This window comes from Niallia sp. 03133 (assembly GCF_052663225.1).
In genome coordinates this window covers 29,510-50,930 of record NZ_JBQTCY010000018.1, presented here as the reverse complement: position 1 = coordinate 50,930, position 21,421 = coordinate 29,510, and the positions used below count along the sequence as shown (strand labels likewise).

23 protein-coding genes, 1 tRNA gene and 4 pseudogenes are annotated in these 21,421 nt (G+C 33.8%); 15 read left to right on the top strand and 13 right to left on the bottom strand.

What is annotated here, in order from left to right; all coding sequences use genetic code 11:
- Nucleotides 1–20: 20 nt before the first annotated feature.
- Entirely contained in the window at nucleotides 21–677 is a 657-nt protein-coding gene (locus tag ACTYBU_RS20670) for a 2OG-Fe(II) oxygenase (RefSeq protein ID WP_445492679.1), read from the bottom strand.
- Between the two features lie 520 nt (nucleotides 678–1,197).
- Here ACTYBU_RS20670 and ACTYBU_RS20665 point away from each other — a divergent pair.
- From ACTYBU_RS20665 to ACTYBU_RS20650, 4 genes are all read left to right on the top strand, one after another.
- Nucleotides 1,198–1,365, top strand: coding sequence for a hypothetical protein (locus ACTYBU_RS20665; RefSeq protein WP_445492738.1), 168 nt, complete (start codon nucleotides 1,198–1,200; stop codon nucleotides 1,363–1,365).
- Between the two features lie 279 nt (nucleotides 1,366–1,644).
- Nucleotides 1,645–1,788 (top strand): hypothetical protein, encoded by a 144-nt coding sequence (locus ACTYBU_RS20660; RefSeq protein ID WP_445492678.1) that lies wholly within the window; start codon nucleotides 1,645–1,647, stop codon nucleotides 1,786–1,788.
- Between the two features lie 226 nt (nucleotides 1,789–2,014).
- Nucleotides 2,015–2,209: a hypothetical protein gene (locus ACTYBU_RS20655; RefSeq protein WP_445492676.1), complete on the top strand. Its 195-nt coding sequence runs from the start codon at nucleotides 2,015–2,017 to the stop codon at nucleotides 2,207–2,209.
- 381 nt (nucleotides 2,210–2,590) lie between these two features.
- A complete protein-coding gene (locus tag ACTYBU_RS20650) occupies nucleotides 2,591–2,788 on the top strand; it encodes a hypothetical protein (RefSeq protein WP_445492674.1) in 198 nt (65 codons plus the stop codon).
- Nucleotides 2,789–3,279: 491 nt separating this feature from the next.
- Here the strand turns inward: ACTYBU_RS20650 and ACTYBU_RS20645 are convergent.
- Nucleotides 3,280–3,372 (bottom strand): annotated as a pseudogene (locus ACTYBU_RS20645) (zinc-binding dehydrogenase); the annotation flags it as partial.
- 95 nt (nucleotides 3,373–3,467) lie between these two features.
- Here ACTYBU_RS20645 and ACTYBU_RS20640 point away from each other — a divergent pair.
- A pseudogene (locus tag ACTYBU_RS20640) lies at nucleotides 3,468–3,590 on the top strand (winged helix-turn-helix transcriptional regulator); the annotation flags it as partial.
- A 277-nt stretch (nucleotides 3,591–3,867) separates the two neighbouring features.
- Here ACTYBU_RS20640 and ACTYBU_RS20635 read toward each other — a convergent pair.
- Nucleotides 3,868–4,758, bottom strand: coding sequence for a TetR/AcrR family transcriptional regulator (locus ACTYBU_RS20635; protein ID WP_445492673.1), 891 nt, complete (start codon nucleotides 4,756–4,758; stop codon nucleotides 3,868–3,870).
- 125 nt (nucleotides 4,759–4,883) lie between these two features.
- Between ACTYBU_RS20635 and ACTYBU_RS20630 the strand changes: the two genes are divergently transcribed.
- Nucleotides 4,884–5,450, top strand: coding sequence for an isochorismatase family protein (locus ACTYBU_RS20630; protein WP_445492671.1), 567 nt, complete (start codon nucleotides 4,884–4,886; stop codon nucleotides 5,448–5,450).
- A gap of 615 nt (nucleotides 5,451–6,065) precedes the next feature.
- Here ACTYBU_RS20630 and ACTYBU_RS20625 read toward each other — a convergent pair.
- Together ACTYBU_RS20625 and ACTYBU_RS20620 are read right to left on the bottom strand one after the other, a co-directional pair.
- Nucleotides 6,066–6,461, bottom strand: a complete 396-nt coding sequence (locus ACTYBU_RS20625) for a cupin domain-containing protein (RefSeq protein ID WP_445492669.1) — start codon at nucleotides 6,459–6,461, stop codon at nucleotides 6,066–6,068.
- Nucleotides 6,462–6,480: 19 nt separating this feature from the next.
- The gene (locus tag ACTYBU_RS20620; protein ID WP_445492667.1) at nucleotides 6,481–6,801 is read right to left on the bottom strand and encodes a carboxymuconolactone decarboxylase family protein; all 321 of its coding nucleotides are present in this window, start codon (nucleotides 6,799–6,801) and stop codon (nucleotides 6,481–6,483) included.
- Between the two features lie 182 nt (nucleotides 6,802–6,983).
- On the opposite strand from ACTYBU_RS20620, the pseudogene ACTYBU_RS20615 reads away from it, so the two are divergent.
- The 3 genes and pseudogenes from ACTYBU_RS20615 to ACTYBU_RS20605 all read left to right on the top strand — a co-directional run.
- Nucleotides 6,984–7,388 (top strand): annotated as a pseudogene (locus tag ACTYBU_RS20615) (MerR family transcriptional regulator).
- Between the two features lie 104 nt (nucleotides 7,389–7,492).
- Nucleotides 7,493–7,906, top strand: a complete 414-nt coding sequence (locus tag ACTYBU_RS20610; protein WP_445492665.1) for a hypothetical protein — start codon at nucleotides 7,493–7,495, stop codon at nucleotides 7,904–7,906.
- Between the two features lie 355 nt (nucleotides 7,907–8,261).
- A pseudogene (locus tag ACTYBU_RS20605) lies at nucleotides 8,262–8,411 on the top strand (histidine phosphatase family protein); the annotation flags it as partial.
- A gap of 95 nt (nucleotides 8,412–8,506) precedes the next feature.
- Here ACTYBU_RS20605 and ACTYBU_RS20600 read toward each other — a convergent pair.
- Nucleotides 8,507–9,046: a helix-turn-helix domain-containing protein gene (locus tag ACTYBU_RS20600; RefSeq protein WP_445492664.1), complete on the bottom strand. Its 540-nt coding sequence runs from the start codon at nucleotides 9,044–9,046 to the stop codon at nucleotides 8,507–8,509.
- A gap of 117 nt (nucleotides 9,047–9,163) precedes the next feature.
- On the opposite strand from ACTYBU_RS20600, the gene ACTYBU_RS20595 reads away from it, so the two are divergent.
- Genes ACTYBU_RS20595 through ACTYBU_RS20585 form a run of 3 tightly spaced genes read left to right on the top strand, consistent with a single transcriptional unit; the run spans nucleotide 9,164 to nucleotide 11,090 of the window.
- Nucleotides 9,164–9,403, top strand: a complete 240-nt coding sequence (locus ACTYBU_RS20595) for a PLD nuclease N-terminal domain-containing protein (RefSeq protein WP_445492662.1) — start codon at nucleotides 9,164–9,166, stop codon at nucleotides 9,401–9,403.
- Complete coding sequence (locus ACTYBU_RS20590; protein ID WP_445492661.1) at nucleotides 9,400–10,305, top strand: ABC transporter ATP-binding protein; 906 nt, start codon at nucleotides 9,400–9,402, stop codon at nucleotides 10,303–10,305. Before ACTYBU_RS20595 ends, ACTYBU_RS20590 begins: the two co-directional genes overlap by 4 nt.
- Nucleotides 10,302–11,090, top strand: coding sequence for a hypothetical protein (locus tag ACTYBU_RS20585; RefSeq protein WP_445492660.1), 789 nt, complete (start codon nucleotides 10,302–10,304; stop codon nucleotides 11,088–11,090). Before ACTYBU_RS20590 ends, ACTYBU_RS20585 begins: the two co-directional genes overlap by 4 nt.
- Before the next feature lie 44 nt (nucleotides 11,091–11,134).
- Here the strand turns inward: ACTYBU_RS20585 and ACTYBU_RS20580 are convergent.
- From ACTYBU_RS20580 to ACTYBU_RS20560, 5 genes are all read right to left on the bottom strand, one after another.
- Nucleotides 11,135–11,220 (bottom strand) — tRNA-OTHER (locus tag ACTYBU_RS20580).
- An 82-nt stretch (nucleotides 11,221–11,302) separates the two neighbouring features.
- A complete protein-coding gene (locus ACTYBU_RS20575) occupies nucleotides 11,303–11,980 on the bottom strand; it encodes an SOS response-associated peptidase (RefSeq protein WP_445492658.1) in 678 nt (225 codons plus the stop codon).
- A 131-nt stretch (nucleotides 11,981–12,111) separates the two neighbouring features.
- Complete coding sequence (locus ACTYBU_RS20570) at nucleotides 12,112–12,441, bottom strand: antibiotic biosynthesis monooxygenase family protein (RefSeq protein ID WP_445492657.1); 330 nt, start codon at nucleotides 12,439–12,441, stop codon at nucleotides 12,112–12,114.
- A 436-nt stretch (nucleotides 12,442–12,877) separates the two neighbouring features.
- Entirely contained in the window at nucleotides 12,878–13,642 is a 765-nt protein-coding gene (locus ACTYBU_RS20565; protein ID WP_445492655.1) for a SurA N-terminal domain-containing protein, read from the bottom strand.
- Nucleotides 13,643–14,216: 574 nt separating this feature from the next.
- Nucleotides 14,217–14,855, bottom strand: a complete 639-nt coding sequence (locus ACTYBU_RS20560; protein ID WP_445492653.1) for an esterase/lipase family protein — start codon at nucleotides 14,853–14,855, stop codon at nucleotides 14,217–14,219.
- 270 nt (nucleotides 14,856–15,125) lie between these two features.
- Here ACTYBU_RS20560 and ACTYBU_RS20555 point away from each other — a divergent pair, with 270 nt between their 5' ends.
- From ACTYBU_RS20555 to ACTYBU_RS20545, 3 genes are all read left to right on the top strand, one after another.
- Nucleotides 15,126–15,671, top strand: coding sequence for a cupin domain-containing protein (locus ACTYBU_RS20555; RefSeq protein WP_445492652.1), 546 nt, complete (start codon nucleotides 15,126–15,128; stop codon nucleotides 15,669–15,671).
- Between the two features lie 41 nt (nucleotides 15,672–15,712).
- Nucleotides 15,713–17,044 (top strand): D-serine ammonia-lyase, encoded by a 1,332-nt coding sequence (locus ACTYBU_RS20550; RefSeq protein ID WP_445492651.1) that lies wholly within the window; start codon nucleotides 15,713–15,715, stop codon nucleotides 17,042–17,044.
- Nucleotides 17,045–17,297: 253 nt separating this feature from the next.
- Nucleotides 17,298–19,013: a glycosyl hydrolase family 18 protein gene (locus ACTYBU_RS20545; protein ID WP_445492649.1), complete on the top strand. Its 1,716-nt coding sequence runs from the start codon at nucleotides 17,298–17,300 to the stop codon at nucleotides 19,011–19,013.
- 80 nt (nucleotides 19,014–19,093) lie between these two features.
- On the opposite strand, the gene ACTYBU_RS20540 is transcribed toward ACTYBU_RS20545, so the two are convergent.
- Nucleotides 19,094–19,606, bottom strand: coding sequence for a FixH family protein (locus tag ACTYBU_RS20540; protein WP_445492647.1), 513 nt, complete (start codon nucleotides 19,604–19,606; stop codon nucleotides 19,094–19,096).
- Nucleotides 19,599–20,963, bottom strand: coding sequence for a PepSY-associated TM helix domain-containing protein (locus tag ACTYBU_RS20535; protein WP_445492646.1), 1,365 nt, complete (start codon nucleotides 20,961–20,963; stop codon nucleotides 19,599–19,601). The genes ACTYBU_RS20540 and ACTYBU_RS20535 overlap by 8 nt, the downstream gene beginning before the upstream one ends.
- Between the last annotated feature and the right edge of the window lie 458 nt (nucleotides 20,964–21,421).

The window sequence follows — 21,421 nt, the reverse complement described above, 5'->3', positions numbered from 1 at the left end:
AGTCTTTGTGCTGACCTTTTTTATCGAACTTTTTGTTTACGCATCCACTGAGTAGCGACCCATTTCTCTCCTTTAACAACAGGGGATCCACCGTGAAGGGTAAGCTCATTAAGTTCAGTATTCATATAAAAATATTCAAAGTATACGGCCATTCCTTTTATTGGAGATACGGAAAAATGCAAATTAGGAAAATAAGTTTCTCCACCTTCTTCGACATCATTTAAGTACATAATTAATGTACTAATGCGATTATTTTTAGATGCTTTGCTGCTAGAAGCGAAATAATCGTGATGTGCTTTATATTCTTGTCCAGGTAAGTATTTTAAAATATGAAGGCCTTCAGCGTGCTCAATGGATGGACCCATTATATCAGAAATTCTCTTTTCAATTTGATGTACAAGTTCGTTTACGCTTTCTTCAAAAAACATGCCACTGCTCGTTCTAATGTTGTTTACTTCACGTGCAGCGCCAATTTTCGATCGTTGCATTTTATCTTTGGATAGTTGTATGAGTTCGTCACATTCCTCGTTACTTAGGACATTCCCTAAAAGTAGAACGAGAGGCTCTTCTAAACGGGTGACAATATCAATCTCTCTGTCTATTAATTTAATTTTATTCCCCGAATGGTTAAAAACCGTTTGTTCTTTGGTTATTAAAGATGTATTATCAATAATCATCTTTCATCGGCTCCTCAAAAGAATTATTTTTCTGAATCTTCTCCTTATTGAATGTAAACGATTGCTCATAAGGATTATATCATGTAAGATAAGTAAATTCTGCTAGTAAAGTAAATAAATAAAAAATACCTAAGTTTTGGAAAGTCTATTTCGTAAGCTATGTCCTTCAAAGTCTTTAGGATCCATTCTCTGCTTATTGAAAGGAAATGAAAATAAAGTTAGTTTTGAAGTAGTTGAAATTGAATACTCTATCAAAGGGTAGAATTTTTGGAAGTAAGCTTATCAACCTTTTTATCTAAAATAATATAAAAAATGTGTTTAGATCCTGTTTGTATTTTTCTTTCATGAGATATCATTTCGGCAACTGAAAATCGAAAAAGTGGATTTGAGAAGTCTATACAGGATTAATATAAATAAGAACCTTTAGGATTATTAAAGCGTAACTTTAAAAATACAAATTATACAATTTAAGCATGATGATCTATACTAATCCTATCGGAATAAAAGAAATAAAAATGAAATACCATTTAAAACGATTGATGTAACGGAAAATGATAGTTTCAGAGATGTATTGGAAGCTAAATATAGAATTCGATATGTCCCAGTGGTTGAAATTGAAAGACAGGACAATCAATATGAAGCAGTTGTACAAATTGGTATAGATTTTTTAAAGAAGGCCTTCGCATAAGATCATAATATATGCTATAAATCAAGAAATGGGAAATCTTATTAAGTAAAAACCGATTAAACTTATATGAATACTATAGGAAGGGGATGAAATTGTTCAAACGAAACAAGTGAAATTTGGGTTGATTATTCATGGTGTTGGTGGGACTATAGCTTACATATTAATACGAAACCTTAAAGAAGGAGTTACGAAAAAATAAAATATAGATTGGAAGATTTATAGGAGTAAATGCTTATACACTTGGAACTTCTGGAAGAAAAACATCCTTGGCTTCTCGAAATGTATAAACGAAAGGGCTACAAAGAATATTTTCAACATGAAAATGATGGGGATCTTGGAGTACTTATGTATAAAGTGCTAATTCCAGACCGATTTGATGCAGATATATTAGGAACACCGCCTTTTACAGATTCAAAAGTTTAAAGGCATTCTCTAACTAAAGTAGAACGTCTGCATTTTCTGAGAGATTTTTAAATGGGAATATGGAGTTTTACTTGCTCCAAAAATGTTAATTGTCCTGCCAACTACCTTACCAAGTACGGAAGAAAGATAGAATAGATGCCTATCCTCATTAATAATAAGGTGAGCAGCAACTGAAACAGACAGAAGAAATGCGGACAAAGTTATTCCTAGGACGCCTTTCGAATGAATGTTTAGGCATTATTTCTTTGTTATCCAAAAGATGATGGATAACAAGGATATCTTAGAAATAACTGCTATACACAGATTTTCTGATGTGGCGGAAGAAAGAGTGCCAGAAAATGTTCACCTAGATGTATTTGGTGAAGTATTAGAAGTGGAGATAAACGAAGCTTATGAATCAGCAGGAGCAGTAGCAAAATGAGACGGGATCTTGTTTGGCACATCATCTAGTGTGGTTAACCATTTTTTTTTAATTAGAGAGGAATTTATCCCGAAGAATATCATCATGCACATTAAGAGGTAACTTAGGTTTACCGGTTCCGATTAATCGATTCAGTAAAATACCATTAAAACAGTAAATGAATAATAAGGCGGTGAATGGGTATGAAACATTTTCTTTTCCGTATGATTTCTTATATAGGATCCACTAGCACATTTTTAGGAATGATGTCGCTACATGAAAATTTACCAGGAGATGTCGTGAATCAACTTATGGAGCACGATTCAATCTTGCCACCACATAAAGAAGAAAGGTGAAAATTTGACATGAGATAAATCAGTATCGTGTGGCGTCAATGTTTATTTGATTTTCAGTTCTTTATTTCTTGTCTTTTCCATTAATTATTTTTTGCCTTGGGATGCTGTTTATCAAATGATGGCAGGAAATGATGCTTCTCCTCAAGCTGCAGAAATGCTAAGGAAAGAGTTAGGATTAGATTTGCCCTTTCATACTCTTAGTGGGATTTACAGGATTTCTTTAGGTTTATTTATGAACATATAGGGTGGATTGATTTAAAGAACATTGATACATCAATTAATCAGGCTGAATTAGGAATAGCAATAGGTGAAAAAAATACTGGGGGAAAGGATATGGATTATCTGCAATGAACAAAATGCTTGTCTGGTGGTTTAAGTAGTAAAACTTAACAAGATTTGGCTTTGAGTAGAAGTCGATAAGGAAAAGGCCATTAAATCCTATAAAAAAATGGGTTATGCCGAGGAAGGTATTTTAAGACTAGATCGTTTTAGAGATGGAAAGTATGTTTATCTTTAACGGATGAGTATTCTCAAAAGTGAGTTCTTCAAATAACTGGTCTATTCATTAATATTAATAAGGATATTTAGATACTAAAATAGCCAACTTTGATTATGTAAGGATGAACAGGGCAGTTTGTATTCACGAAGTTTTTTCTTTTCACTCGGTTATTACGCTTGAGTGGCCTCTAAAAAATGGAAGCCATTTATTTTAAAAAAAGTGTTAGCTTGATTACATTAAAAATTTTTTACGACTATTTTTCCAATAGATTTGCTAGTCTCTAGTAATGAATGAGCTTTCCGCAAATTCTCAGCATTGATAGGGGAGAGGCGTTTGATTAATATTCAGCTTGTACGAAACCCTCCCGATGTTGTGGAAGCAACCCTATAAGTTATCAGGGAAATAGAAAAGAATAATTTTTTAGGATGGAGTAGTTCAGAGGGAAATCAATAGACAAGTTCCGCAAAAGGTAGAATATTTGTTAACTGAGTTCGGCCTTACATTAGAACCAACTATCATGCTTATGAGAGACTGGGGGAAAGGGTAACAAAGTGATAGCAGTCCGCGAGGATATTTAGGGAAAAAAGGAGTCGATTATTTACGTCATTCGACCTGGTTACAGAGGTAAAGGGTTTACGTATGTTTTTTCATGCTATGGCTACTGTAGATTTGGAATAAAGTCTGATCAAATTAAAGCAAAAAATCTCAATATAATTGCAAATAGAAAGAGAATGTTTTGAAAAAAGATTGATCAAAACATTCTCTTATTTAATGTGAGGAATTAACTTCTTTATAAAAAAGTTTGGTCATTTTAAGATTCTTCTTTAACTCAGGCCCCGTTCGTTAATCAAAAGTATGTTTTTAAGTTGAATGATAATACTTTTTAGTTCTACTTCTTTTTCTAAATAAGACAAAACCGCACAGATAAGCGCTTCGCTATGCTTTTCTTTTTCGATTTCTGTTTTTAAAATGGTTATAAGTTCATATAGCTCTTCTTGATAAGATTTTCCATACAGTTGTTTACTTATAATCTTCTCAGCTTCGCCAATAATTTTATCTATTAGTTGCTCTTTATTTACAGTATTTTCTCCATTAATATAATGTTCATAGGCTGATCGATTTATAATAGAATTAGAATGCCCTCGAATTGTATTTTCAACTAATATATCCATCTTGGCTAAAATAAACGCTGCTGTTTCCTCCATAGATAACAAGTTGTCTTCATATATAATCCAGAACAAATATTCTTTTAATATTGCTCGGTATATAAATATTAAGTCATATAAATAGGGTTTAATTTTATCCCCATATAAACTTTCCAAGCATTCCTTATGCCAAGAGATTAATCTAGCTCTTACTCTTTGGCGCAACGGTTTAAATTTTTCGTTCTGCTGTATAGGAAGTTCGGTAAATTCAACTAAAATGTACTTGTATTCAGTAAAATATTGAAACCGAAATACAATTTGTTGTAAAAACTTTTCTCTTAATGATAACCCCTTTTGCAAATTTATTTCTTTTATTCCAACAAAGTACATGTTTTGACATTGATCAAAGACCTCACTAAATAAACTCTCTTTTGATGAAAAGTACTTATAGATAGATCCTTTTGCTATACCGCAATCATTTGCAATATCTTGTACGGATATAGAAAGGTAGCCTTGCTCCTTAAATAGTTTTGTAGCTGATTTTACAATATTTTTTTTGGTAATATTCATTCTTGAAAACACTTCCCTTGACACTTTATGACTTATAGTACAAAATAATAAACAATGAGTCAAGTAACCGGTTGTTTGCTAACAAAAATACAAAATTATTACTAGATATATGGGAGTGTGTAAATGTGGAAAACCTTATTAATCCTAAAAAAACTGCTTTGGTTGTAATTGACTTACAAAAATGGATTGGAAATCAGTATGCCCCTTATTCTGCTGAACAAGTTATAGATAATTCTGCTGCTCTAGCAGAAACTTTTCGCAAGGCAGATGCTTTTGTCTCTTTAGTTCATGTTTCAAGTAAGGACATGAAAGATATTCCTCAACCTAAACTTGATACTGTTCCACCTTCATTAAATATGCCCAGCAATTGGGATGAGTTTGTTCCTAAACTAAACGTTTCTGAAACAGATCACATTATAACAAAAAAACAATGGGGAGCTTTTTACGGAACTGACTTAGATTTGCAATTGCGTCGCCGTGGAATAGATACTATTGTACTATGTGGGATAGCAACAGGGCTTGGTGTAGATACTACAGCTCGAGAAGCATTTATGCATGGTTATAATCTAATATTTAGCATTGATGCTATGACAGGATTTTCACAAGCGGAGCACGATCATGTAAAAAACTTTATCTTTCCTAGAATAGGTAAAATACGAACAACAAGTGAAATAATAAAATCTATGAATTAACAATCTTTAATTCTTTGAGGGCACCCCCTATTTATTGATAACAGGAAATTTGCTCTTTTCTAATAAACTAATAGGTAAACAGATAGTGAAAGTAGAAAAACCAAAATCTTTTTTTTTTGAAAATAAGATATTTCTTTTCATCTTTTTTTATAAACAGTTTAACTATTTTCAAAACGGTTAGTTTGGAATAAAGCTTGATTAAAAATGTGGATGCAAAGATGTCACTAGCCGTTTTCACACCTGACTTACGGAGAGCGAATACCGATATTATTTGTTCATATTACTGAGACTTTAGTCGAAGTTCCAACTCCAGGCCATATTCATTTTTCATCGCTTCTAATTCGGACATAAGATGTGGAAGAACGCCAACCCAGAAATGATTTGAAAAGAATACTTGTTGGCAATGCTAAGCATTGAGAAAAAAACGGGGAAAATATTCATACAAGTGACGGAAGTATGGAAAACATTTGATAGAAGAATGGGCAATAAATAGTAAAAAGTTAATTGAGATTAATTTAGAAGTCATAAGTAAACACTGAAGTATTAAAACTCGATACTCCCACTTTTATATAACAAGGAATAACGCATCGAATCAATTGATTCGATGCGTTCGTTTTATAATTTATTGAACCATTCATCATCGACTGGTTCTAACCAATCTGTTTCTCCCGGCGTCATTGCTATGTGCACAAACCAACTGTCCTTTGTCGCACCATGCCAATGTTTTACATATGGCGGAATATTCACCACATCCCCTGTTTTGAGTAATTGTGCTGGTTTTCCTTCTTCTTGATACCAACCCTCACCACTAGTCACTAATAAAACTTGCCCAATTTTATGAGAGTGCCAATTATTGCGAGCTCCTGGAGCAAAGGTTACATTCCCGATTGGTGCATTAAGCGGCGTCGCATCGGTAAACACCATTTGTAAGTATGCATTCCCGATAAAGTTCGCTTTCACTTTTTCTCCCAATGGAAAGATTGTGCTATTGCTTAATTCTTTGTTTGCCATATTAAATCCCTGCTTTCTTTTAATCTTTATAGATTTCTTTTGCGATATTAAAGGCTGACCAAGCTTTAGGCCATCCTGCATAAAACGAAAGATGCGTAATGATTTCCGCAATTTCCTCTTTCGTTAATCCATTTGCCTTCGCTTTTTGAAGATGAGGAGTCAATTGTTCAAAGTTTCCACCAGCGATTAACGCAGAAACGGTAATCATGCTGCGATCACGTGGAGATAGTTCTTTCTCTCTTGACCAAACTTCACCGAATAAGACATCATCATTAAGCTCAGCAAATTTTGGCGCGAATTCTCCTAACAAGTCTCGTCCCGCTGTTTGTTTTTCTGCCATTTTTAGTCACTCCTTTATTCATACTTTAATCGTTGCATGGTGTAAGTATAGACCTTAAAGTATTCTTCAAGGCAAGTGAGAACATGTTGAAAAAGTTCTACAACTTATGAATGATTTTCCTTGACTTAAAGTTAACTTTAAATGATAGATTCGGTATATAAAAAGATAGTGAGGTGAAGAAAATGAATATCGCACAAGTGGCAAAACAGTTTAATTTAATTGCAGCAACGCTCAGGTAATACGAACGCGTGGGCTTGATTCCTCCGGTTAACCGAAGAGAAAGTGGCTTACGTGATTACAATGAGGATGATATTAAATGGATTGAATTTATAATATGTATGCGAAATGCTGGATTAACAATTGAGGCGTTATTTGAGTATACGACTTTATTTATAGAAGGAATTACTACTTTGCAAGCTCGCAGAAATATCCTAGTTGACGAAAGAGAGCGACTAATAGATAAACGGATTGAGATTGATGAAATAATGAAAAGATTAGGTGGAAAAATAGAGGACTATGATGGGAAATTGCTTGAAAAAGAGACGGAACTCAAAAGAAGAGCTAAAATGGTAAATATTCATGAATAAGCATTAATAACTAACTAAAGGGGTTGAATACTTTGTCATGCGTAAAGAGGATGTAAAATTATATTCTTTGTTGTCAGCTGCGTAAACTAGCAAAAGTAATCGGAATGGAAAGTTCATTTGAAGGATTAGGCGGCATTTGTCTGACGCTTTTGGTGGGGCAGTTGTTGAAAATCAGCTGGCATACTTCATTTTTTGTTTATGCTCTAGCATTCCCCATTTTTTTAGCACTTTTTTTCTTTGTTCTGGACGACATGAAGCAAATGGGAAAGAGAAAAGTGGAACAAAAAATAACGATTTTAAACGGTTCAAACGATAGAAGCGCCTATCGCTTGATGATTGGCTATGGAATTTTGCTATTTGTAATAGTAACGATTTTTATTAATTATAATATCCAGATTACCCCGCTGATTCTAGAAAAAAATATTGGTAATGCAACAAAAGGAACATTTATAGAACGTTTTTACTCAAGTGCATTCAAATTCATACTAGCGTCCAAATATAATGTAGGGAGTATCTAATAAGTTCTCAAAAAGGAATAGAGAGAATAAAAAGGGTAGGTTAATGCTTAAATAAAATAAAAAAGGTTGTGAATAAATACACTTAAACTATAGGGTAGCTTTAATAGAGTAATGAAAAAAGCCTAATTTCTCAGCATTAAATTGAGAAATTTATGCTTTTTAATATTGAATGTTCTTTAACGTTGTAAATCCGCAATTTCCTGACGCTACCTCGATTGGAAATTTAGTCAAGAACAGAATGATAAAAGCTAGCAAAAAATTGATTAATATTAGATTTAAAAGAAGGATTTATTTGGAATAATAATATTCTAAAGATCATTGAGATTTAGTATGAAAACTTTCATTTGCATTTGAAGAATCACCAAAAGCGGAAGAAAATGAAAGAACAAGAGGATTAACTGAAAAAGGGAAATCAGATGCATATCGAATAACAGATATATTACAAGGTGAGGGAATGGAGGTTATTATTTCAACCCCATACAACCAATCGATTTTAATTCCTCAAACATTTATTATCGTTCAATGGAAAGAATTTATGAAGCATCAATCAAATAAATAATAAAAGGGTTGTTAAACATTCCAACAACCCTTTTATGTTTGTTAAGTACTTGGAATAATAGTAACAGCGATTGTTCGACATGGAGAATCCGATTTATTGTCTGATTTATGGTAGTATTTTTTCATTAACTCATTTAATTCGTTTTGAAATTGTACGAAGTTGTCCTCATCTAGTTTTAAATCTACGATAGAAAAAGTAGCACTGTCTTCCTTGGAGTTTTCTTCCTCTAATTTTTTAAGATAACTTTGATATTGGGTCATTAGGGACAATTGATAATAGGAAAAAAAATCTAACTTTTCGTCATTAGAAGCCTTTTTCCATTCTTCTCCATTAAGTATTGCCTCTTTTTCATTTAAAGCGTAATATTTTTCAGAAACCGATTTAACCTTTTTTTCTTTCTTCACATAAATAATATTAGAATCCAACATTATTTGTATATGTCTGTATAAAGTCGCTTGAGGAACATCTTTAATGATTTTGACCATCCCTAATGGCGTAAGTCCACTTTCTTTATTGCTCATGAGTGCTTGGCAAATTTTCATCCTTACTGGATGCATTAAAATTTTCACTTTATTACTCATACTATCACCTTTTTTGTGTTTATGTTATTCCCATTATAAATAATGAGAATAACATTAGCAAATAACATTTTTATGTGTTATCATTATCGATAATGATAATGAAAGGAGGTAGTATTAATGAAGCTTCACTATGGACTGGATGATTTAAAAAATTTTGATTTTATGACTTTTATTCCAATGCTAGCGCCATTTATTATTGTCGGAACTATATTAACTGTAACGGCATTAATAGATTTATATAAAAATAGAAAAATGAGAATGAATATTTTTATGTGGGCATGTATTATTATTTTTATTCAAACCATTGGACCAATTTTGTACTTTGTTTTAGGGAGAAAGGAGAGTGAAAGAGTGTGAATTTGAAAATCATGAATGTGACGAAAAGATTTAAAGAAAAAACCGCTGTTAATAATTTTTCATTTGAACTGCGATCAGGAGAATGTGTTGGTTTAATCGGACCGAATGGAGCAGGCAAATCTACTTTAATAAAAGTGATTTCATCTATTATTGATCCTAATGAGGGAGTAGTTTTACTTAATGGAAAACCTATAGAAAAAATGAAACGAGAAATTGGCTACCTGCCTCAGTACCCTAATTTTTACTCTTGGATGACAGCGAAAGAAACACTAATGTTTATGGGGCAGCTTTCTGGATTGCCAAAAGAAGAGTTAACAAACTTAATACCTGCAATTTTAGTGAAGGTTGGACTTGAATTGGAAGAAAATTCAAAAGTTGGGACCTTTTCCGGTGGAATGAAACAGCGGCTGGGTATTGCTCAAGCACTGCTTCATCGGCCTTCTTTTATTATTATGGATGAACCCGTCTCTGCTTTAGATCCAATCGGTAGAAGAGAAGTGATAAATCTGATAGAAGAAATAAAAAAAGAAACGACGATATTATTATCAACTCATATATTGGGCGATGCAGAAGAAATATGTGAACGATTTATCATTATTAAAAACGGGGAAAAAATAGAAGATACAACGATCACCGAATTGTTAAACCGCAATAGTAAAAATAAGTTAATTGTTGAAGTTACAGAGATGGATCAAAGATGGATTGATGTTTTGAATGAATTACCATACGTGAAGGATGTAGAAATTATTGGAAATAAAGTAAAGCTAAAAGTAGATAACATAGAACAAAACAAAAAATTTATTCTAAAAAATGTTCTCGAGAATGAAATGGACCTCAGAAAATTTGAAATTAATAACGATACACTAGAAGAAATCTTTTTGAAATTGGTGGTAGAAAAATGAACAGCTTACACGTACTGATAAAAAAAGAATTCGTACAAATGGTTCGTGATTTTAAAGTTATTTGGCTGCCGATCATCTTTATTTTTTTAGGGATAACTCAGCCAATCGTAACGTATTATTTGCCATCCATTTTGAATTCACTAAGCAATGGGCAGGGTATTACAATTGATCCAAGCATAACCAATCAAAAAGGAGAAACCGTACTAGCCTCTACATTAGGATCTCAATTTGATCAGCTTGGGATAATCCTTCTTGCCATTTCGATAATGAGTGTTATTCAGGTAGATAAAGCAAATGGCATGTTATCCTTTATTTTATCTAGACCTGTTACAGTTTTTTCTTATATAGGCAGTAAAATTATTTCAAGTTATTTGTTAACAGTTTTTAGCATTGTGATAGGATATTTCACTTCTTACTTATACATAAATTATCTTTTTACTGATATATCATTTAAACCTATGATTATCGCGTTATTATTTTACCTTGTTTGGGCACTATTTATCGTATCCTTTACAACAATGTGCAGTGCGATTATTAACAGTCAAGCTATTATCGCAATAATTTCTATTATCTTTCTTTTAGGCTGCAGAATTTTTGTTGGATTATTTACAATATTTGATGTTGTCAATCCAGCTAGTATGAGTAAACATGCAATGGTGACGTTAATTACTGGGGAAGTAAGATTAGATGCATGGGTGAATTTATTCCTAACGTTTTTGTTGGTTTTGCTGACACTCTATATATCAATTTATTGGATTAGCAATAAAAAATATAATCATGAATAAAAAGAAGTATCCGTGGTGAGAAGAAAAAATTCATTCAATATTAAAGGATCTGGTGGGAATCTAACCCACAAACTACTCAACAGCTTACGAGTAAAACTGTTGGCCGCTCTATTCTTTGAGCTACAGATCCTGTTTATATTATGAGATATAATTATTAATTTATGCATAAAAATTTTGATTTAAAAGTGCAAGTTAAGTAGAGATGCAACTCACTAACCGATTTTTTCTACAAGATTTGGTGAGTTATTTTTTGGTGAATTAACATCTGATGAAACTTCAAAAGCTTCCATTTGTTCATAGTCAAATGGCTTAAGGAGTTTATCTAGATCATTGGTATTGTTAATAGAAGGGTCTAACCAGTATTGCTCATCTTCAGGCTTTAAAATAACAGGCATACGATCATGGATGTCTTTCATTAAAACATTAGGCTCGGTTGTAATGACAGAACAGGAATAAATAGTTTCGCCAGTGGGTGATTCCCAACGTTCCCATAAGCCAGCCATTGCAAATAGTTCATTCGATTTTAACTTTATGCGCATCGGTATTTTCTTTTTATCATCGAGGCGTTTCCATTCATAGAAAGAATCGGCAATAATTAAACAACGATGCTTCTTATAAGCATTTCGAAAGCTTGGTTTTTCTTTTAATGTTTCAGCTCGTGCATTTATCATATTATATCCGATTTTCATATCTTGGGCCCAAGGTGGTATTAACCCCCAGCGAAGATAACCTAATCGATTCTGTTTTCCATCACTTATAACAGATAAAACTGATTGGGAAGGAGCTACATTGTAATTAGTCTTAAATAACGCTTCTTCTATAGCTATAACAATATCAAAACGTTTGATAATATCCTCAAACTCTGCAAATAAAGTAAATCTGCCACACAAAATGATCACCTCATTTTTAGAATAATTGTATCAAGAGGAATTTTGATAATCAAATGATGTTAGAAGTTAATTGACAGTCAAAAAATGTGCAATAAAAGAGGCTTCGATAAAACGTAGCCCCGAAAAAAATTCTATTTACTAAAAGTATAATCTCTTTCCACTTTACAAATACGAGTTATGTATTTGGAATACCAATCACTTTTACCTTTTTCCTGCGCTTTTTGATGAGGCATATTGTCTTTCCATAATTTTATCGATTCTAAGCTATTCCAATAGGAAACGGTTATACCTATGCCATCTTGATCTCTAGAACTCTCAACACCTAAAAATCCTGGTTGCTTCGAAGCAAGTTCATCCATTAAATTAGCAACTTTACCATACCCTTCATCATCTTTTTCTGTTCTTTGAGAAGTAAAAATAACCGCGTAATAAGGTGGATTTGGTGTTTTTGCAAATAACATTATATCGCCCCCATAGATTTTTATAGTAAGAATTTTAACATATGTAATAAATTAGTAAATGACTATTATCTTGGATGTACGATAAAAACATTCAACAGAATAAAAAAAAGAGGAAATCACCTTTCTTTAACAGGAATAATTTTATGTTATTTAAATAACTTTGCTTTAAACTTAATTCATTCTTCGTACAATGGTGTATATACCAATAACTTATAGACAAAGGGTGTTAAAGAACAAAAGCGCGGGGCGCCTTGATCATCGCCGTACAAACTGGCCGATTAACTACTCCACGACCTTATGTCTTCATCGGCACTTGTATATCCTGTACTTCGGAGCTGGACGCGGACCAAACTGCTAAGTTATCCACAACTCTATTTCGTTTATAATTTCCTAGACAACGAAGAGAGCGCCCTAATCCTTTAGGGCGCCTTTTACTTTATATTTTAATATCTACGTTTGCCTGTTTTTTAAGTTCTTCAACCTTTGTTACAAGCTGTTCTTGTTTCTTTTGCTGCTCCAAAGATTCTTTGATTTTTGGTTTTATGTCCTCTAGTTTCGGAGGTTTTTGACCAGAACTGCTTCCTTGCTGGGAAACTTGATCATAGTATGCTTCAATTTCTTTGTCTGTCACAGCATCTACTTTCACTTCTTTATCAACGTACGCTGTAAACTTAACATTATCAGCAATTTGTACTTTAAGTTGATTCATATCTAGACCTGCATTTTTTAAAGCTTCATTAAATTCCTTATCACTTTTAAATTGCTTCTTGCTTGCGTCTAATTGTTTGTTAATTTCGTCTTCTGATGCTGTATATCCTTTTTTATCAGCATCCTGTAGAAGAAGTGTTTGCCCTACTAAGCTGTTAATTGTCTGTTCTTTAATCTGCTTTGCCGCTTCTTTAGAGGTTGGATCTTGTCCCATTTGTTGAATTTGCGTTTGTGTTGATGCTAATAAAGCATTATAGTCGCTGCCCAAAAGTTTTTTGTCATTTACAATAGCAACGGTTTTGTTTTCATCCATTTTTTGCTTTTCCAGCTTCTTTTGCATCTCTTCCATTTGTTTTGCTTGATTCTGCTGCTCTGTTTGGGAAGAGTTTGTTTCTGTATTTTCTTTTGCTTTTTTACCTTCTGCATTCGATGAACATGCTGTTAACACAAATGCAAGAAGCCCTATAAATAATAAATGCATCCATTTTTTCATGATTTTTCTCCCTTCGAAACCAAGAAGTATAATTCCCTACTGTTAGAAAACCATCTAGTGCGCATTCTAAAGGAAATTAACTTAAAAAGAAAGCATTTTTACTGAATTTTCAAATCTGTAAAAGGATTGAAAGGTTTTTGTAATACTATTTGCATGATGTCATTGTGGCCATTGAAGGGCGATGTGAGTTCTTCTTTTGCAAGATGTTACAGTAACTAGTCCGATTAGTAGAATGCGGGAATGGATTAGGAAAGTAGTATTAGAACAAGTATAAGATTGTAAATGCGATCGCAGATTTTTGCAGCATAAAAGGCAATGGGGAATTGTTAAGAGTAGCGGAGAAATCTCCCTTTTTTGTTGAGATTTTGACAAAATAATAAAAAAGAAGAATCGAAATCAGCTATGATATACCAATACTTACTAATTTAGAGTGAATACAATAGCAATTTCTTTGAAATAAATGGAAGAAGACTAAATAATACCTATTTAAATAACAAAAACAGGTTTCACTATAACAAATAGCAAACGCTTCCTCGATAAAATCGAGGAAGCAACACTTATCAAGTCTATATTGTTAATTTGTATTTTCTCCTCCGCCATTTAATCCTTCTTCAATCAGCTCGTTGACTTTACTATTTAACACTATTCCCATATGGCCTACACCGCTGATTTGTACGTTTTTTGCTCCCTGTAGAATTGAAAGTCGATAGGGCACCACATAGTCGCTTGTGCTATAAATCGAAGTATACAGAATTTTATGGTTAGGATCTGTACCCACTGGAGCTTTCGATGTTACAAATTTGTTTGGTGAACCTAACGTTACCACATCGTTCACCTTGCTTCCACCGCTATTGAGAATATAAGTCAGGGAATTTATGCCTCCCGCGCTGTGTCCAATAATGTCAACTTTGCTCTTTCCTGTTTTCTTTAACACTTCATCAACATAAGAAGCAAGCTGCCTAGCATTATTTATACTATTACCAGTTTTATCTATCATTTCAATGGCATACAGTTCGTTATCGGACCATCCTTGTTTTTTTAGATAGTTTTTAATGCCATAAAAGTTTGTACTGTTACCACCTGCACCATGAATGTAAATAACTGGATCATGGTCATTTGTCTGTGCTTTGGAAATAGAAGGCTGGATAGTAAATGTAGAAAAAATAATAGCAATGCATGCCATTATTGAAAGTAGCAATGTCTTATTTTTCATGATTTTCCTCCTAGTTGTATGACTGTTTTCTTGCTACTTTAATTGTTATACATTTTGGAAGGAGAAACAACCGGCAATTTTTTCAAAGCTTGGTTAGTTGCAGCCAATTATTGTTTCCAAAATTATGTAAAAGAGGAGTTTCTATAAAATAAATGGAATATTTAGTATAATAAAAAAATAGTTCTATTGCAATTTAGAAGGAAGAAACAAAGTACATAGGATTATTTAAAATACATATAATCTGAAAAGAGAAAGAAAGGGATTAGTGGAATGAATTTAGGAGAAAAAATAAAAGAAATACGTAAAGAAAAACGATTAACTATTGCGGATGTGGCATTAAAAACAGGTTTATCAAATGGATATATTAGCAATGTTGAAAGAAATTTAAACAGCCCAACAATTGAAAGTTTAAGGAAAATAGTCCAAGCTTTGTCAATTTCGCTTGTAGAACTGTTTCAAGATCAACAGGAAAATTCAAGAGTAGTTCGCAAAAATGAGCGAGTCACCATCATGAAAGCAAATGACCAATCTACTTTTTATGAACTTTTGTCTCCATCTGGAAGCAAAGAAATGGGTGCTGTGCTCGTAACATTAAAGCCAGGTGCAGCTTCTGGCACAGAAGCACATTCTCATAAAGGAGAAGAATTTGGTTTTATTATAAAAGGAAGTCTATTTTATGAAATTGGCAATGAAACATATGATTTGGAAGAAGGAGACAGCATTTATTATGATGCGAATATCCCTCATTATTACAAGAATACAGGGGAGGTAGAATGCATCAGCGTATGGGTAGTAACTCCGCCTTCCTTTTCTTAAAAACTCGATTCTGATACTGACATATTGCGAGGAGGAATAGCATGAAGTTTAATAATAAAAACAGCTTCATTCAGTGCTCAGCGCCGCTTTTAAATAAGCTAAAGGCATATGAGGAAGTATTTTGGATAAATATAGATGCCAACAAACAAAAAACAATACCTAATAATATTCAAATAAATGAAGCAATGGCAAGATTAGAGCGGTTTGCTCCCGTAATTAGTGTGTTTTTTCCTGAAACGGAAAAAAATAATGGCTTAATAGAATCCCCTCTTGTGGAAATACCAAAAATGAAACAATTGATTGAAAAAAGAGAGAATCGTTTATTTGATGGAAAATGGTATCTTAAATGTGATCATAGATTGCCTATTTCTGGCTCCGTTAAAGCGAGAGGAGGCATTTATGAGGTCCTCAAATTTGCCGAAAAAATTGCGATCAATGAAGGTGAATTACAGAAAGACCAAAGCTATCTAATCCTTTTATCACAACAATTTAAATCTTTTTTCGAAACATATACGATTATTGTTGGTTCTACTGGAAATTTAGGATTAAGCATCGGCATGATAGGCAGAAAACTAGGTTTTCAAGTGGTTGTACATATGTCAAAAGATGCAAAACAATGGAAAAAAGAAAAATTAAGGGAAATCGGTGCAAAAGTAATTGAACATGAAGAAGATTATAGTGTTGCGGTGGAAGAAGGAAGAAAAGAAGCCGAACGTGATGCAAACAGCTACTTTATTGATGATGAAAATTCCGAGTATTTATTTGAAGGATATGCTGTTGGTGCTTATCGATTAAAACAACAACTAGAAGAACAACGGATTATAGTAGATGAAAGTCATCCTTTATTTGTTTATTTGCCATGTGGGGTTGGTGGGGCGCCAGGTGGCATTACATATGGGTTAAAGTCGATATTTGGAAATGATGTGCATTGTTTTTTTGCTGAGCCTACCCATTCACCATCAATGCTTGCCCGGTTGTATACGGAAAACGAAACTATTTCCGTACAGGATTTAGGCATCGATAATCAGACAGAAGCAGATGGGCTTGCTGTTGGAAAAGCTTCTAATTTTGTAGTGAAACAAGTCGGCAGCATGATAACTGGCTGTTATACCGTTTCCGATCCAGAGCTGTTTCTTTTATTGTATGAATTAATGGAAACGGAGCAGCAATACTTAGAACCATCGGCATTGGCCGCACTGTATGGCCCCATTTCATTTTATCGTAATATAAAAGAATCCTATATTGAAAATAACGGACTTTCCAACCAGATGAAGCAATCCACCCATATCTTTTGGGGAACAGGGGGCAGCCTTGTCCCGCTTGAAATTCAAGCAGAACACATTAAAATGGGGAAAAATTTTTATAGAGAATAATTTAAAAAAGAGAAAAGAGACAAGAATAGCGTGTAGACAAAGTTCCTTTTGCTTATTAAGCCCGGCTGTTCGAAAATGGTATTTCGAGGAGTGAAGCATTTAAGATGGAGTAAGGAGAGGAACGTCGACATCCTAAAGAATGCTTGTTTCTTTTTTCCTGTAAAAAAGGATGTTATCATGAAACTATTCCAATGTAATACTCGTCTTCTATTACGAAGAAAAACAGCTGCAGAATGACGTCAAGGAGGAATATATGGCAGAAATATTGTTTCAACCACACAAAAAAAAGAAGAAGAAATGGATCTTATTTGGGTTCTTCATCGGAATCCTGATGATTCTTTCTAGTATTCTATTATTATTGTATAATTTTGCAAGCAACGAAAAAACAAACTATTTTAAAGGGGAAAATCCCATCCTTTTAAATGGAAAACAAATCGGTAATGCATTGGTTGTTAATAAAACTGTGTATCTACCTTTATCAGCATGGAAACAAAATATAGATGCAAGTATTACATACGATACAAATAGTAATTCGGTCATTGTCACAACAAAAGATAAAGTAGTACAATTCCCTTCTAAATCTGTTTCCTATTTTGTTAATGATAAAGCAGTTGAACTTCAATTCCATCCTATTAAAGATGAAAATGGAGAAATTTATGTCGCTGTTGAACCATTAGTTGATTTTTATGGTGTTCAATATTCCGTCCTGAAGGATTATCATGCCGTGCTTTTAGAAAAAGATGGAGAAGAAAAAAAGTGGGGATCTGTGACAGAAAAAAAGGTGGACAAAGATTATATGAGGCTTCGAACGGAAGCAAGTATGTTTTCCCCTTATACAGAAGAACTGACGAGTAAAGAGAGCGTCACCATCGAAAAAGAGGAAGGCGATTATTATTTTGTCCGAAAAAAGAACGGGGCAGCAGGTTTTGTGAAAAAGGATATGATTGATTCTGGAAAAACGGAAACCGTAAAAGTGGACGTAAATATGGAGAAACCAAAGCTTTCTCCAGTAAAAGGCCCCATTCAATTAACATGGGAAGCGGTTTATACAAAAAATCCTGATACATCGACTATTAAAAAAATGGAAGGGGTCAATGTTGTTTCCCCTACATGGTTTAAACTATCTGGAAATAAAGGAAATGTAAGCAATTTAGGCTCGACAGAGTATGTAAAATGGGCGCATAAGCAAAACTATCAAGTATGGGGCTTATTTTCTAATGATTTTGACCCAGAAAAAACACATGAAGTATTTAAAGATTATAAAACAAGACAAAAAGTGATCAGGCAGCTGTTGGTTTACAGTGAAATGTATCATTTGGATGGCATTAATATTGATATTGAGAATGTAAACAAAAAAGACGGCAAATATGTTACTCAGTTTATAAGGGAAGCTACCCCTTATTTGCATAAAGCAGGTTTAACGGTATCGATGGATGTTACATTTATTGCTGGAGGAAACTATTCAGAATTCTACGAGAGAGAACATCTTTCCGATATTGTCGATTATATGGTAGTCATGGCTTACGATGAACATTGGGCAAGCTCCCCAACGGCAGGCAGTGTGGCCAGTTTTCCATGGGTGGAATCGAATTTAAAAAATTTATTGGACGAGGTATCCAGTAATAAATTAATCTTGGCTGTGCCACTTTATACAAGACTTTGGGAAGAAAAAGAAAATGGAAACATCTCTTCCAAAGCGCTGTCGATGGAGAAAGTGGAGGAATGGCTGAAAAGAAATAAAGTAATGCCAACGTATGATGAAGCGAGTGGTCAAAACTACGGAGAATATTTTGACAGAAAATCGAAATCGACATATAAAATTTGGCTGGAAGATGAAATGTCGTTATCCAAGAGGGCAAACCTCGTAGATAAATACGGTCTGGCTGGTGTGGCAAGCTGGTCTCGCTATTTTGCCAATGATACCGCATGGCCATCCTTGGCATTAAAAGATGGCAAGAACAAAGAATAATAAAAAAATCCGAGTTTATTTCTACTAAACTCGGATTTTTTTATATAGAAAATAGAAAAAATGTTTTTACGCTCTTATGGTTAATGATGATGATGCTCTATGGTCTTTTCTTTTGGCGCATTTTCCCGCAAAAATTCCTGATCGCTTTCGGTAAGTCTGCCTACAATGAATTGTTTAGTAGGCATGATAATCGAATCCTTACTGCCAGCTGTTAGCTTCAAAAAATATAATCCTTCCAGGTCAAAGCTTTTTTTCAACAGATAAATGCCATTTCCTTTTTCCTGAACCGCCTCTGCTTTATTTTGATAGGAACCATCTTGTTTCCAAATATCCACTTGGATGGAATCAGGATATTCTTGTTGTCCCCCTGATAGACTAAGAATGATTTTTATCGTTTCTTGCTTCTGTACAGAATAAGGGTCTGGCAGGATTATTTCTGGACGAAGCGGTGTCTCCTTTTTATAGCTTTTTTTACTATCTTCCCTAAGGGAACAAGCATTTAATAATAAGCAAAGCATGCAGACAACCATATACAAATGCCCTCTATTTTTTACCAATTGAAGAAAAACTCCTTTTCCGTGTAAATTATTCATAGAAAAACTTCCTTAATCTAGGAAGTTGCTGAATGAGTAACCTGTCCGCCAGAAAGACTGCAAAGATGGATAATCCAACTAAGGGAAATAAAAATCCAAGCACAGCCACTAAAAGAAGAAATTGTTTCTTCTTCCAAACACTAGGGGATTTCGGTGCACCCATCGTTTTCTTCGGTTTTCGTTTTAACCATAGATAGAATCCGCTGCAAGCAACAAAGATAATTCCTAAACAAACAATGAGACTTATTAATTGATTGATAAAACCAAATTGGGTGCCTTTATGAAGCGTAATGCCCCATGCAATTATTTTACCTATTATTCCATAGTTGTTATAGCGATAATCAGCAAGAACTGCTCCTGTATATTGATCAATATGCATGGTCGCTTCATCCTGAGCCTTGGGAGGAAACACAGACAGCGTATATACACCATCTTTCGTTTTAGGAATAAATACCGTATAAGTTGGATGGATGCCTTCACGGTTGGCAATCGATACAACATCATCCATGGTTAGTGGGACAAATCCTTGAATGGTAGATGCAGGAACTTGTAAGTTTTCTGCTGCCCATGGAACTTCTGCAACATCTTTTGTTTTAGTTAAGGAGGCAGGGGCACTTCCTGTCCAAATCGAAGGAGGATATCCTGCACCTGAATTAGTCGTTGCTATTTGAAAATTTGCACCCCAAAATCCAGACCACGGCAAACCTGTTAGGATTAAAAATACCATTCCCAACGTTAGCCAATAAGCTGGGACGGCATGCAGATCTCTTCGGAATATCTTTTTTCCTTTATTCATACGGGGAAAAAGGGTGCCGGCCATCTTTAAGCTTTTTTTTGGAAACCATAAATAAAGACCAGTTATAATGAGAACGAGCGTCCAGCAGGCAGCTAACTCTACGATTCTATCACCAAGTTTACCAGCCATCAGCTCACCATGGATTTCTTCTATTTTGTCCATTATTCTGTCCTTATTATTTAATTTTCCTATAATTTCTCCTGAATAAGGATTGATAAAAATAGTATATATTTCATTGTTCGAGACAATCGTAACTTCACTTGACCGAGTAGCAGATTCACCTGGTCGATATTTAGTAACAATAGCGTCAGGAAATTGATTTTTCACCAAATTTATTTGATTGGATGGAGGAATTTTATCTCCCTTTGCTGCGATTCCCATCCATTCTTTATAAAGAATTTGTTCCATTTGCGGCTTAAACAAATACATTGAACCGGTTATAGATAAAAGGATAAGAAACGGTGCAAATACGATGCCTGCATAGAAATGCCATCTCCATACAAGGCCGTACAGCGAATCGTTCTTTTTTTGATTGGGTGAATCCATAAGTAAAGCTTCCATAATTATACTCCTTTTTGCTGCTGTGTGCTTTTTTATTTACCAATAATAGTGATAGAAATGAAAGGAAAAAACATCATCCTTTTTCCCATTTCAGAAAAAGGATGATGTTTTTAATAATATTACACTATTAGAATCGTAGAAAAGTATCAATTCTTTTTTGACAAAAAAATGAGCATTTTGTTAGAGTTTACATTTTTGTCACAATTCTTTATCTTTTCATAGGGAGCATTTTGGTGAAAAGTGTTTAGGGTATAAAACGATTGTACGTCGATTTACAATAGCTCTGCCTTTTTTAAATGGGATCTTTTTATCCCACACTTAACGGGCAGTAAAACCCCCACTGATGGAAGGATCACTTTATGAACTTTTTCTTTTTTCTTTTCAATTGAATGAATTGTTTGATATGATACTGACATCAAGTTTATTGGATAAAGCTTCTAGGTGAAGAGGAAGAAACT